Genomic DNA, 13,145 nt, shown 5'->3' on the forward strand with positions numbered 1-13,145 from the left:
TGTGCATCATGCACTGGCTTTTAGCACACTGTTGAGTTCTCAAGAAACGGACGCGACCACCATCACCTCAGACTCGAAACCGAGCCATCCGCTCCGGGGCGTTATTCGCTTCGTTCTTTCTGTTTACCATTCTTCCGTGTCGCCCGGTCCGTGTCAAACCGTCCCATTTCGGAACACTTGACCCGAACCCCGCAACCCCGAAGGAATCGCAGCCGCCCCGTCTCCGGGGCAACCCCTCCAACTTACTATCCGTTCGCAATCCTGTCGAATTGCGCCAAGACAATCGGAATTCCGATCAGTTGGAGGAGATACAGGAACCGTAGCACTCATTTCCCTGAGGGAAGTGAGACGCGCCGGGCGAGCCCTGCGAGAAGGAACTTTACCATCCCACGGGGCCGGCCGCGCACACATGAGGCAACTTTGGAGTCTTTCCCACTCCGGGGTCACTCAAACCTGTGCGGGCCGGCCTACCGCGCGACCTAACCGGGAAGGGCGGCGAGCTGGGCCTGGAGGCGCGCGATGTCCTCCTCTGCCTGGGCCGCACGGCTGCGCACCTTCGCCACCACGTCCTCCGGCGCCTTGGCCATGAACTGCTCGTTGCCGAGCTTGCCGGTCACCTGGGCGTGCTCCTTGCGCGCGGCGGCGAGGTCCTTCTCAAGGCGCTTGCGCTCCGCGACGACGTCGATGGCCCCGGCGGTGTCGATCTCCACGTCCACGGTGCCGACCGCGATGCGCGCGGTGGCCGTGAAGGTCTCATCCGGTGCGTTCAGCCGAAGCAGGGCCCGGATGGACTCCTCATGCGGAGCGAGGGTCGTACCGGAGAGGGAGAGCCGGGCGGCCACTCGCTGGCCGGGCTTGAGCCCCTGGTCCGAGCGGAACCTCCGCACCTCGGTAACGAGCTCCTGGAGCGCGGCGATCTCTTCCTCGGCCACGGGATCGGCCAGCTCCGGGACCGGGACCGGCCAGTCGGCGACGACCAGCGACTCGCCCCCGGCCAGTGCCCGCCACAGCTCCTCTGTCACGAACGGCACCAGCGGGTGCAGCAGCCGCAGCAACGCATCGAAGACGTGCCCGAGAACGCGCTTGGTGTTCTCCGCCAGCTCCCCGCCCTGGGAGATCTGGATCTTCGCGAGCTCGACGTACCAGTCGCACACCTCGTCCCAGGCGAAGTGATAGAGGGCGTCGGAGACCTTGGCGAACTCGAAGTCCTCAAAAGCCGCGTCCACGGACGCGATCACGCTCTGCAGCCTGGACAGCACCCAGCGGTCGGCGGCCGTGAGCTCGGACGGCAGGCCGTCCACGACCGCGCCGTTCATGAGCGCGAACCGCGTCGCGTTCCAGATCTTGTTGCAGAAGTTGCGCGACCCGGCCGCCCAGTCCTCGCTGATGGCGACGTCGGATCCCGGGTTGGCACCGCGCAGCAGGGTGAACCTGGTGGCGTCGGCGCCGTAACGGGCGATCCAGTCCAGTGGATCGACCACGTTCCCGAACGACTTGGACATCTTCTTGCCGAACTGGTCGCGCACCATGCCGTGCAGCGCGACCGTACGGAACGGCGGCTGTCCGTCCATCGCGTACAGACCGAACATCATCATCCTGGCGACCCAGAAGAAGAGGATGTCGTACCCGGTGACCAGCACGGACGTCGGATAGAAACGCTTGAGCTCCGGTGTGGCCTCCGGCCAGCCCAGCGTGGAGAACGGCCAGAGGCCGGAGGAGAACCAGGTGTCGAGCACGTCCGGATCCTGGACATAGCCCGCCGGGGGCTCGTCGTCCGGCCCCACGCACACGACCTCGCCCTCCGGGCCGTACCAGACGGGGATCCGGTGGCCCCACCACAGCTGGCGCGAGATGCACCAGTCGTGCATGTCGTCGACCCAGTCGAAGTAGCGCTTGGCCAGCTCCGGCGGGTGGATCCGGGTGCGGCCGTCGCGAACGGCGTCCCCGGCCGCCTTGGCCAGCGGCGAGACATTGACGAACCACTGCAGCGACAACCGCGGTTCGACCACGGTCTTGCAGCGGGAGCAGTGGCCGACCGAGTGCAGGTAGGGACGCTTCTCCGCGACGATCCTGCCCTGCTGGCGAAGCGCGGCAATCACCGCCGGCCGGGCCTCGAACCGGTCCAGCCCCTGGAAGGGACCGTGGGCGGTGATCACACCGCGTTCGTCCATGACCGCGATCGACGGCAGCGAGTGACGGCGGCCGATCTCGAAGTCGTTGGGGTCGTGAGCAGGGGTCACCTTGACCGCGCCCGTTCCGAAGAACGGGTCGACGTGCTCGTCGGCCACGATCGGGATCCGGCGACCGGTGAGCGGCAGTTCCACGGACCTGCCGATGAGGTGGGCGTAGCGCTCGTCCGACGGGTTGACCGCCACCGCGGTGTCGCCGAGCATCGTCTCGGCCCGCGTGGTGGCGACCACGATCTCGGTCTCGTCCGATCCATACCGGATGGAGACGAGCTCGCCCTCGTCGTCGCTGTGCTCCACCTCGATGTCGGAGAGCGCGGTGAGGCAGCGCGGGCACCAGTTGATGATGCGCTCGGCGCGGTAGATGAGCCCGTCGTCGAAGAGCTTCTTGAAGATGGTCTGGACGGCCCGGGAGAGCCCCTCGTCCATCGTGAAGCGCTCGCGTGACCAGTCCACGCCGTCGCCGAGCTTCTCCATCTGGCCAAGGATGCGCCCGCCGGACTCCTCCTTCCACTGCCACACCCGGTCGACGAACGCCTCGCGCCCCAGGTCGTGACGGGACAGGCCGTCCTTGGCGATCTCCCGCTCGACGACGTTCTGCGTGGCGATGCCCGCGTGGTCCATGCCGGGGACCCACAGGGTCTCCATGCCGCGCATCCGGGCCCGCCTGGTGAGCGCGTCCTGGATCGAGTGGTCCAGCGCGTGCCCGACGTGCAGCGAGCCGGTCACGTTCGGCGGCGGAAGCACGATGCTGTACGGTTCACGCCCGCTGCCCGGGTCCGCGGTGAAGAAGCCCTCCGATACCCAGCGCTCGTAGCTACGGGTCTCGACGTCGGCGGGTGCGTACTGGGTTGGCAGTTCAGGCGTTGTCACGGTGACCAATTGTATGGCCGTCCGTGTCCGCACCCATGCCACTACGTGCGGGTGGGGGCCGCCGGCCCTTTCCGGAGCCGGGTCAGGCCGACTTCTCCCTCGGGGTGCGCTGCTGCTTCGCCTGGAGCTGGTCCCGCGGCACGAGCGTCGGGTTGACGTGCTCCAGGACGGCCTCACGGGTGATGACGACGCGGGCGACGTCCTCACGTGACGGCACCTCGTACATCACCGAGAGGAGGACCTCCTCCAGGATGGCCCGCAGGCCACGGGCACCGGTGCCGCGCAGGATGGCCTGGTCAGCGATCGCCTCGAGCGCGTCGTCGGAGAACTCCAGCTCGACGTTGTCGAGCTCGAAGAGGCGGCGATACTGCTTGACCAGCGCGTTCCGCGGCTCGGTCAGGATCTGGATCAGCGCGTCCCGGTCGAGGTTGTGCACCGAGGTGATCGCGGGAAGCCGGCCGACGAACTCCGGGATCATGCCGAACTTCAGCAGGTCCTCCGGCATGACATCGGAGAAGATGTCCGAGGAGTCCATCTCCTCCTTGGAGCGGATGATGGCGTTGAAGCCGATCCCCTTCTTGCCGACCCGGGACTCAATGATCTTTTCGAGCCCGGCGAAGGCGCCACCGCAGATGAACAGCACGTTGGTGGTGTCGATCTGGATGAACTCCTGGTGCGGATGCTTGCGGCCGCCCTGGGGAGGCACGCTCGCGGTGGTCCCCTCAAGGATCTTCAGCAGGGCCTGCTGGACGCCCTCACCGGAGACGTCCCGCGTGATCGACGGGTTCTCGCTCTTGCGGGCGATCTTGTCGACCTCGTCGATGTAGATGATGCCGGTCTCGGCCTTCTTGACGTCGTAGTCCGCCGCCTGGATCAGCTTGAGGAGGATGTTCTCGACGTCCTCCCCGACGTACCCGGCCTCGGTCAGGGCGGTGGCGTCGGCGATGGCGAACGGCACGTTGAGCATCTTGGCCAGCGTCTGCGCGAGCAGCGTCTTGCCGGACCCGGTCGGGCCGAGGAGCAGGATGTTGGACTTGGACAGCTCCAGGCCGTCGTCCCGGCCGCGCTCACCGGACTGGACGCGCTTGTAGTGGTTGTAGACCGCCACCGAGAGCGCCTTCTTCGCCTTGTCCTGACCGATGACGTAGGCCTCGAGGAACTCGTAGATCTCGCGCGGCTTGGGAAGGTTGTCCCACTTCAACTCGGAGGACTCGGAGAGCTCCTCCTCAATGATCTCGTTGCAGAGATCGATGCACTCATCGCAAATGTAGACGCCGGGTCCGGCGATGAGCTTCTTGACCTGCTTCTGGCTCTTGCCGCAGAACGAACACTTCAGCAGGTCTCCCCCGTCGCCGATGCGTGCCACCCCAGATACTCCTTTGCGTGGGACCGCCCTGCTGACGCGGTCAGTTCCGTCCGCCACCCGCTCTGACTCGGTGCGAAAACGTCATCCCGCTCAGGTATCGACGTTACCGTCTCCCGGACCCTCAGTGAGCCCCCTGGCGGTGAGTCGCACCGGAACGTGCCCAAATGGGCACCGTTCCGGTGCGTTCGACTTCCTTAGGAAGCAGCGACCGCCGCAGCGCGCTTCTTCCGCGTCGGGATGATGTCGTCGACCAACCCGTACGCCTTCGCCTCTTCTGCGCTGAGAATCTTGTCGCGCTCGATGTCCCTGCGGACATCGTCCGGCGACTTGCCCGAGTGCCTCGCCAGAATGTCCTCGAGCAGATCCCGCATGCGCAGGATCTCGCGGGCCTGGATCTCGATGTCACTGCCCTGGCCGCCGCCCTCGGTGGACGGCTGGTGGATCAGGACACGGGCGTTCGGCAGCGCGAAGCGCTTGCCGGGCGTGCCACCGGCGAGCAGCACCGCCGCGGCGGACGCGGCCTGCCCGAGGCACACCGTCTGGATTTCCGGACGGACAAACTGCATCGTGTCGTAAATCGCCGTCATCGCGGTGAACGAGCCGCCCGGCGAGTTGATGTAGATGCTGATGTCCCTGTCGGGGTCGAGCGACTCCAGGGTGAGCAACTGCGCCATGACGTCGTTCGCCGAGGCGTCGTCGATCTGCACGCCGAGGAAGATGATGCGATCTTCGAACAGCTTGTTGTATGGGTTCATCTCCTTCACGCCGTACGTCGTACGTTCGACGAACGAAGGGATGATGTAACGGCCGTTGATGTCTCCCGGCCGGATCAGCTCATTCACTTCGGTAGCTCCACTCATGAGACGGCGCCCTCAGAGGGCACCTGCCGTGCGCTACGCACTACGTGGTCGATGAAGCCGTAGTCCTTGGCCTCCTCGGCCGTGAACCAGCGGTCACGGTCGGAGTCGCGCTCGATCTGGTCGAGCGGCTGGCCGGTGTGGAACGCGATCCGCTCGGCCAGGGTCTTCTTCACGTAGAGCATCTGCTCGGCCTGGATCGCGATGTCGGCCGCGGTGCCGCCGATGCCGCCGGACGGCTGGTGCATCATGATGCGGGCGTTGGGCAGCGCGTACCGCTTGCCCGCCGCCCCGGCGCAGAGCAGGAACTGGCCCATGGATGCGGCCAGACCCATCGCCACCGTGCACACGTTGTTCGGCACGTATTCCATCATGTCGTAAATCGCCATGCCGGCTGTCACCGAGCCACCGGGCGAGTTGATGTACAGCCAGATGTCCCGGTCCGGGTCGTCCGCGGCCAGGAGGAGCAGCTCGGCGCAGAGCCGGTTGGCGACCTCGTCGTTCACCTGGGTGCCGAGCACCACGATGCGCTCACGGAGCAGCCGCTGGTAGAGCTGGTCCTCGAGGCGGTACGAACCGTTCTCACGGCCACGCGACTCTGGGCCGAAGCTGGTGGGCTGAAAGAAGGTCGGCGGGCTGGTCACAGCGTCACCTTCCGATGCGTCGAAGTCGATTGGCTTTGCTTGTGACCTTAACGCTCGGCGCCGACAGCTCATGCCCCCTCGCGCGGCTGTTCGCTGACGGCGCATGGGGCCGGAGGGCGCCGGGACGGTCTCCGGGGACGCGGAACCCCCGCCGCGCCGAAGCGCGACGGGGGCCGGGTGAAGCCGCTGGCAGGGGCCTACTCGGCGGACTCCTCGCCCTCCGGGGCACCCTCCTGCTCGGGGTTGAGCTCGGCGTAGATGGCCTTGATGTCCACCTCGTTGCCTGCCTCGTCGGTCACCTTGGCGGCGTCGCCGACGACCGTCTTGGCCTTCTCGCGGACGATCTCCATCATGGCCAGCGTGAGCTGGTCGTTGTCGGCGAGGTGCTGGGCCAGCGTGTTCGGGGCGACACCGAGCTGCATGGCGCGGCGCACCACGAAGTTGGTGAGCTCCTGCTCGCTGACACCGATCTCCTCGGCCTTGACGATCTTGTCCAGGACGAAGCCGGACTTCAGCGCCTTGGCAGAGTCGGCCTCGAACTCGGCGAAGCGCTCGTCCTCGGTCGTCTGGTAGAGGCGGAAGTACGCCTCGCGGCTCAGGCCGCTCTCGGCGATCTGGTGCTCGAGGTTGTGCTTCCGCGCGTCGATCTCGGCCTTGAGCGCGCTCTCCGGCAGCGGGATGTCGATCTTCTCGAGCAGCGCGTCGAGGGCCTTCTCGCGGCTCTGCATGACCTGCTCGATCAGCTTGTTGCGGCGGACCTGCTCGCGGATGCTGTCCTTCAGCTCGTCGAGCGTGTCGAACTCGCTGGCCAGCTGGGCGAACTCGTCGTCCAGCTCGGGCAGCACCTTCTCCTTGACCGACCTGACGTTGATGATCACGTCGGCCTCCTCGCCGGCGTTCTCACCGCCGACCAGGGTGGTGCGGAAGGTCTTCTCCTCGCCGGCGGACAGCCCCTCGAGGGCGTCGTCGAGGCCCTGGAGCACCGAACCGGCGCCGACCTCGTACGACACGTCCGACGCCTGCTGCTCATCGAGGTTCTTGCCGTCGATCTCGGCCCGCAGGTCCATGACGACGTAGTCGCCCCGCGCGGCGGCGCGCTCGACGCCGGTCAGCGTGGCGAAGCGCTGGCGAAGCCCGTCGAGCTGGGTCTGGATGTCCTCGTCGGACACCTCGGCCACCTCGACGACGACCTCGGTGCCCTCGTACGCCGGGACGTCGAAGGACGGACGGATGTCCACCTCAGCGGTGAACTCGACCTGCGAGCCGTCCTCGATCTTGGTGACCTCGATCTCGGGCTGGCTGACCGGGAACACGTCGGTCTCGTCCACGGCCTGGCCGTACAGCTTGGGCAGCGCGTCGTTCAGCGTCTCCTCGAGAACCACCGCGCGGCCGAAGCGCTGCTCGATGATCCGGGCGGGCACCTTGCCAGGGCGGAAGCCGGGGACACGCACCTGCTGGGCGACCTTCTTGTAGGCGGCTTGCAGGCTGGGCTCGAGCTCCTCGAACGGCACCTCGACGGTGAGCTTCACCCGGGTCGGGCTGAGCTCCTCGACAGCGGTCTTCACGGGGTGGTCTCCTTGATCAAGCATTTGGTGATCGCGGGCGCGCCAAGCACGGCTACCGCGACACGTTACGCGCGCCGCGCCCACGTGAGCGGCACGAATCACCGCCTTGGCACGACCCTTCGGGCAGGCTCCACTGTGGCGGGTGTCCAGCGCCAAGGTGCAGTCTAGAGCAGAGACACACCTAGGAGCGACTGATCACAAGTCGAGCATGATCTGTTGCAGCATACCGGTGGTCTCGTCGGGGGTCGTGCTCACGGCGCAGAGCCGTTCCATGACCTCGCCGTATCGATCGACTTCGTCTCGTTTGTCCAGATAAAGCGCACTGGCGAGCTGCTCCACATAGACGATGTCGGGCAGGTCCGCGTCCTGGAACCGCAGGATGCTGAACGCACCGCCCTCCGCGGCGTGTCCGCCGAAGCTGAACGGCATTATCTGGATCGTGATGCTGGTCTGGTTCATCAGGTCGATGAGGTGCTGGAGCTGGCCCCTCATGACATCGATGCCGCCGATCGGGCGGCGCAGCGCCGCCTCGTCGATCACCGCCCAGAACGTCGGGCCGCCCTCGCCGTCCAGGACACGCTGACGTCCCAGCCGGAGATCCACCCGCCTGGCGATCTCCTCGGGCGCGGCGCCGACGGCGCCCGCGGTGATCACGGCTCGCGCGTACTCCTTGGTCTGCAGCAGACCGGGCACGAACTGCACCTCGTAGGTGCGGATGCGCGACGCCGCCTCCTCCAGCCCGACGTACGCCTGGAACCAGGTCGGGAGCACGTCGTTGAACCGGTGCCACCAGCCGGGCTCGTTGGCCCGCTCCACCAGATCCATGACCGCGGCGCGAGCCTCGGGCTCCTCCACGCCGTAGAAGGTGAGCAGATCCGCCACGTCGCGCCCCTTGAACCCGACGCGACCGAGCTCCATCCGGCTGATCTTGGACTCGGAGCCGCGGATGAGGTCGCCCGCCTCGTCACGCGTGATGCCTTTGTTCTCCCTGAGCTTGCGAAGCTGGGAGCCGAGGAGGATCCGAAGGGCCGTCGGCCCGGAGCCCGGCTGGGTCTGTATCACGGCGCCTCCCTCTCACTCGATGCGTGACATCCGCCGAGGGGAAAGATCTGAGCCACACCTCAGCCCACACAGTGTCACCACTTCCCGCCACGATGACAAGGTCTGCCCCCTGTGTCGGCCTGGAAAACGTCATGTGCCGCTGCACAAGGCAGCTGCACGTGCATTTGGGTCTTGCAGGGGCCGGTCGGGTGTCCCATCATGGCGTAGTGCATATTGGGCTAATGGTGCACTGACGTCAAAAGCGGCAAACGGGAGGTAAGGGGCAGGATGTTGGAGAAGCCCATGCCCTCCGCCCAGCTACCCCGCCGAAGCGTCGGAGAGTTGCTGAGGTCCGCCAGCGCGGCCGACACGGCGATCTGCCCACTCGGTCCGCAGGCCGACTCGGTGAAGACCGCCAGGGACGTCACCCGCTCGACACTCGACGAGTGGGGCCTCTCGGAGCTGGGCGACGACGCCGCACTTGTCGTGTCCGAACTCGTGACCAACGCCGTGCGCTACGCGCTGTATCCGGACGAGGTACGCGACGAGCAGCCGATCACCCTGACGCTGGTCCGACTCTCGCCGGACATTCTCCTGTCCGTGGCCGACCCCAGCGACGAAGTCCCGACTCCAAAGGAACCCGACTTCATCTCCGAGCACGGCCGGGGGTTGTACATCGTGGAGACGTACAGCCAGGCATGGGGCTGGGACGCGCTCGACGACGGCGGCAAGGCCGTCTGGGCGCTCTTCCGCACATCCGACGACTGATCCCGGAAAAGGAGCGGACGACGCGTAGCAACTCGGGGCTCACGGGGAGAGTCTCCAGAGTCCTGGGCGGGACCCGCCGGACCTTCGTCCTCCTGACGCTCCTATGCGCAAGGGGTTGAGCGCAGTTGCTTCGATCCCTCTCTCGCTGGGTCGATCACCCCGGAGCCGAGGCCCCACCGGAGGCTTCAAGGGCGCGGAGCGGGCACGGCGCGAATCCATGCACGATCCGGAGCGAGGAACCCGGCGAGTGCCTCTCCCCCTGGACGAGCACCGCGAGAAGGTATCGGAAGCGTAACGGGCACACGAGAAAGGTGAGCCGCATAACGATCAAGGCCCAGGCTCGGGATCATCTCCCTGACCTGGGCCTTTCTCACAAGAGCGGACGACGGGAATCGAACCCGCGTAGCCAGTTTGGAAGACTGGGGCTCTACCATTGAGCTACGTCCGCGCGCGCCGGTCTTCATCTGGTCTAGACTTCATCCGGTCGTCAGGGCGTAAGCGTACCGGAGTTCCGGAGCGCTCGTGCAATCGACGCCGCGGGGCGTGGCGCAGCTTGGTAGCGCGCTTGCTTTGGGAGCAAGAAGTCGCAGGTTCAAATCCTGTCGCCCCGACCAGCTCTCTTCCAGGCCAAAGGCCACTTCCGATCTTCGGAAGTGGCCTCGTTCGTTCTCTGGGTGACTAACTGAGTGACTACGGTTCCGAGTCGTGCTGGAAGATGCGGTCCATGACCACCACCCCGCCCTGGAGGACCGGCCGGATCTGCTTGCGGTAGACGGCCTCTGTCACGGCCGTGCTGCTGTGCCCGACGAGCCGGGAGATCTCTTCCAGCGGGATGCCGCTGTCGGAGAGGAGCGAGACGAAGCTGTGCCGTAGTTCGCGGGGTGTCCACTCGGCGGCGTCGACTCCCTTGGCGTCCTTGATGACGCTGCGGAAGGCTCGCCGGACGTTGGCCGCGTCCAGGGCGGTCCCGGCCGAGGAAGTGAACACGAGGCTGGCGACGGACCAGGAGTCGCCTTGCTCGCGCTGTTGCTCCTCGCGGTGTCGCCGGAGGGCGTCTACGCAGCGGCACCCATGAACATCTCCGCTGGCTGGCTCCGGCTCCTAGTCGCCGCCATGCTCGTGATGCCGTTACTTACGCTGGTGCTGGCCTTCATCCCAGCCCTTGTCTTCTGGCCCTTTCTGCCGACAGATCATCGGAGCTGGATCCTGGACGTCCTAGACCGCTTTGTCCGATGGATGCGGGCGGTAGTCGGCAGCAGGAGCAATTGATGCTCGGCTAGCTGTATCAGTGATGGGAGGTTTAGGAGGTTGCTGTACAGCAGTGCGTACAGCAACCCCAGCTCACACGATCACACCTCACCGGCCCGTATCTGCCGGCCGAGCAGGACGAGGAACCGCCGACAAGGCATCTGCCCTTCCCTACGGATCAGAAGGCATGATGAGGCTCTGCCGTCCGTGCACAACCCCATCCCCATCACGATCGACTGGCCCGAACTGGAGACCTGATCAGCCGCTCTTGCGGGCATCCGGCTTGGCCGTCGCGCTGTCGGCATCTCCCGGCCAGATATCGAAGGTCAACAGGGCGATACGCTCGTCTTTGCGGGAGACCGCGCCTTTTGCATACCCTTTTTGGCCGCCGGAGTGCACTCGAAACTCGAAGCCGAAATCGCAATTTCGACGTACAGAATCAGGCCCGGTGAAGAGAAAATCGGCCAACTCGAACCTGAATCCACGCTTCCGAAGTTCTTCTAGCCGAGATTCCAGACGCTCGCGCGGCACCGGTATCTGCATATTCTCGGGATCACGCCACCATACCCAATGCTCTGGCGCACTCATGTATCGATTCACCAGATCCGCCTCACCGCGGTTGAACGCCGCGAAGAAGCTTTCAAGAGTACGCCTTGCCTCATCGGCCGAGCAGTCGGCGAGCGGGGAACGTGAAACGACTCCCTGCCCGACGGATGGAAGAGGAGTGGTGGTGGATGGGGTGGCCGGTAAGGCTGCTTCCCCCTCCTGAGAGCACCCCGAGGCGAACATCGCCCCAAGAAGGCATGAGGCAGCAGCTACCCGCTGGATTCTGAACCACATCCGCCCTCCGCTCTTGACAGGCACGGGCTGACCGGCCCCCAGCGTCTCCCAAAGGGACTGGAATTCCTAGTGCCTCTCCCGCGACCGTGGTAGGCCCTGCCGGCGTCAGCGTGAGGCGTCGGGCATGAAGTGGCGGAGCACCTCGGGGTTGGCCATGGAGTCGGGGTTGGCGGCCTGCTCGACGGGGGTGCCGAGGAGGATCTTCCGTACCGGGACCTCCAGCTTCTTGCCGGACAGCGTGCGCGGGATGCCGAGCGCGCACGGGCGAACCAGGCCGAGCCGAGGCGGCTTGACCAGGACGCGCCGCAGCTTGCGTGTGTGGGTGACGGTCCCGGCAGTGACGGCGTCGCTCACGAGGAGCAGGCCGTCGAGGGCCGCTTGCGGGTCAGCGCGCAGCAACCGGCCCTCCTGACCCAGTCGACCCGTGTCGATTAAGGGGGTGCGGGAAGGTTCTTGCTAACGCGGATGCTAACAACAGCCCTGGACGACCGTGGAGACCGGTGGACCGGGCACCCCCCAGAGATGCCCATGACCAGGGCTCCATCGTCAACAGTGGACGCTTGTGGACATCCCGGAATCTCCTTGGAATCAGGTGCTCGCCTGAGTGACTAACTGGGTGACAACGCGGGCGCACGATCCCGGACGTTCACGGACTCTGAAGGACCGTCCGCGCAGGTCAGAAGTGCCGCGGCTACTGGCCGGGATCACGGCTGCCGTGCTTTGGGAGCAAGAAGTCGCAGGTTCAAATCCTGTCGCCCCGACTTCCTGACCAGCCAGAAGGCCACTCCCAAAGATCGGGGGCGGCCTTCCGCGTGACTATGCCTCCCGTGCCGGGAGGATCGGCGACTCTCGCGCGGCGTCCGTCCACGATTCTTGGATCCGACCTCGGGGCCTGGAGCACCTGGCTCGGGGCGAACGCTCCGCCGCACGTGATGATTAGAGGCCACTCAGGCTGGTCTTCCCTTCCGGGCGCCCGGAGGGCTACGCTCGCGCCGTGTTCGCTGCTTGGGAGCCCACGGGGGCGGGCGTCCTCCGTCTTCCCTCGGGTCGACTCGTTCGCGGGCGGGGGCTTCGACGTCCCCTTCCGGCAGGCCCGGCACCCTCGTTCGCGCTGTATTTGCTGGGACACGAGCCGCCTCCCGTCGCCTGGGAAGCACGCTGGCTTCGCTGGCCGGACTTCTGGCTTCCGTCCGACCGGGCGGCGGCCGCCGACGCGTTGCGCGAAGCGTGGGCGCGCGCCGATACCGAGCGCATCGAGATCGCCTGCGCCGGCGGACAGGGACGAACCGGCACGGCACTGGCCTGCCTCGCCGTACTGGACGGGGTGCCCAACCGCGACGCGGTCGCCTATGTCCGGGAGCATTACGCGCCACGCGCCGTCGAGACGCCCTGGCAGCGGCGCTTCGTCTCCCGCTTCCGCTAGTGCCCCTCCCGTCAATCTTTGCCCCGTCGCGTCGCCCAGGGCGGCACCTCGCCGCGTTGTCGCCCCACCCACGAAAACTCCTCGCAGGCTCGGACTTTCCGCGGGGCCCGGGAATGTCGGCCGGAGGCTCCGCTACGACCTCCTCCTCCGCCTTGCGATGCACCACCCTGGACACCGCTCCTACCGGGCAAACCTTGCCGGTCACGGCACTAGTAGTACTTCGTTAGATCGATGATCACTTAACGTGATCATTTTGATGAGTTACTTCGGGATCATGCTGTCGTGACACCTGACGAGATGGCGCTGGTACGCCCGCGGCTTGAGAAGTTTGCAG

11 protein-coding genes, 2 tRNA genes and 1 pseudogene are annotated in these 13,145 nt (G+C 66.2%); 4 read left to right on the forward strand and 10 right to left on the reverse strand.

Annotated elements, in window-relative coordinates; translation table 11 throughout:
- Positions 1-479: 479 nt before the first annotated feature.
- The 6 genes from QSK17_RS35155 to QSK17_RS35180 form a co-directional block, all read right to left on the reverse strand.
- Positions 480-3,068, reverse strand: a complete 2,589-nt coding sequence (locus QSK17_RS35155) for a valine--tRNA ligase (RefSeq protein ID WP_285710907.1) — start codon at positions 3,066-3,068, stop codon at positions 480-482.
- 73 nt (positions 3,069-3,141) lie between these two features.
- Positions 3,142-4,425 (reverse strand): ATP-dependent Clp protease ATP-binding subunit ClpX, encoded by a 1,284-nt coding sequence (clpX, locus tag QSK17_RS35160; protein WP_285710909.1) that lies wholly within the window; start codon positions 4,423-4,425, stop codon positions 3,142-3,144.
- 194 nt (positions 4,426-4,619) lie between these two features.
- Positions 4,620-5,267: an ATP-dependent Clp protease proteolytic subunit gene (locus QSK17_RS35165; protein ID WP_285710912.1), complete on the reverse strand. Its 648-nt coding sequence runs from the start codon at positions 5,265-5,267 to the stop codon at positions 4,620-4,622.
- 14 nt (positions 5,268-5,281) lie between these two features.
- A complete protein-coding gene (locus QSK17_RS35170; protein WP_285710915.1) occupies positions 5,282-5,926 on the reverse strand; it encodes a ClpP family protease in 645 nt (214 codons plus the stop codon).
- Positions 5,927-6,123: 197 nt separating this feature from the next.
- Positions 6,124-7,491, reverse strand: a complete 1,368-nt coding sequence (gene tig, locus QSK17_RS35175) for a trigger factor (protein ID WP_285710917.1) — start codon at positions 7,489-7,491, stop codon at positions 6,124-6,126.
- Between the two features lie 195 nt (positions 7,492-7,686).
- Positions 7,687-8,553 carry a Sco1979 family transcriptional regulator gene (locus tag QSK17_RS35180; protein WP_285710919.1) on the reverse strand — a complete coding sequence of 289 codons (867 nt, stop codon included), beginning with the start codon at positions 8,551-8,553 and terminating at the stop codon, positions 7,687-7,689.
- Between the two features lie 267 nt (positions 8,554-8,820).
- Here QSK17_RS35180 and QSK17_RS35185 point away from each other — a divergent pair, with 267 nt between their 5' ends.
- Positions 8,821-9,300: an ATP-binding protein gene (locus QSK17_RS35185; RefSeq protein WP_285710921.1), complete on the forward strand. Its 480-nt coding sequence runs from the start codon at positions 8,821-8,823 to the stop codon at positions 9,298-9,300.
- Between the two features lie 377 nt (positions 9,301-9,677).
- Here QSK17_RS35185 and QSK17_RS35190 read toward each other — a convergent pair.
- A tRNA-Gly gene (locus QSK17_RS35190) sits at positions 9,678-9,748 on the reverse strand.
- An 89-nt stretch (positions 9,749-9,837) separates the two neighbouring features.
- On the opposite strand from QSK17_RS35190, the gene QSK17_RS35195 reads away from it, so the two are divergent.
- Positions 9,838-9,914, forward strand: a tRNA-Pro gene (locus tag QSK17_RS35195).
- Positions 9,915-9,990: 76 nt separating this feature from the next.
- Here the strand turns inward: QSK17_RS35195 and QSK17_RS35200 are convergent.
- Positions 9,991-10,296, reverse strand: a pseudogene (locus QSK17_RS35200) (tyrosine-type recombinase/integrase); the annotation flags it as partial.
- An 18-nt stretch (positions 10,297-10,314) separates the two neighbouring features.
- On the opposite strand from QSK17_RS35200, the gene QSK17_RS35205 reads away from it, so the two are divergent.
- Complete coding sequence (locus tag QSK17_RS35205) at positions 10,315-10,569, forward strand: hypothetical protein (RefSeq protein WP_285710924.1); 255 nt, start codon at positions 10,315-10,317, stop codon at positions 10,567-10,569.
- A gap of 237 nt (positions 10,570-10,806) precedes the next feature.
- Here the strand turns inward: QSK17_RS35205 and QSK17_RS35210 are convergent, their stop codons facing one another.
- Entirely contained in the window at positions 10,807-11,388 is a 582-nt protein-coding gene (locus QSK17_RS35210) for a hypothetical protein (protein ID WP_285710927.1), read from the reverse strand.
- Between the two features lie 105 nt (positions 11,389-11,493).
- A complete protein-coding gene (locus QSK17_RS35215) occupies positions 11,494-11,787 on the reverse strand; it encodes a hypothetical protein (protein ID WP_285710931.1) in 294 nt (97 codons plus the stop codon).
- A 595-nt stretch (positions 11,788-12,382) separates the two neighbouring features.
- On the opposite strand from QSK17_RS35215, the gene QSK17_RS35220 reads away from it, so the two are divergent.
- Positions 12,383-12,811 (forward strand): protein-tyrosine phosphatase family protein, encoded by a 429-nt coding sequence (locus tag QSK17_RS35220; protein WP_285710945.1) that lies wholly within the window; start codon positions 12,383-12,385, stop codon positions 12,809-12,811.
- The last annotated feature ends 334 nt before the right edge of the window (positions 12,812-13,145 follow it).

It is taken from the genome of Microtetraspora sp. NBRC 16547, from assembly GCF_030268965.1.
GTDB lineage: Bacteria > Actinomycetota > Actinomycetes > Streptosporangiales > Streptosporangiaceae > Microtetraspora.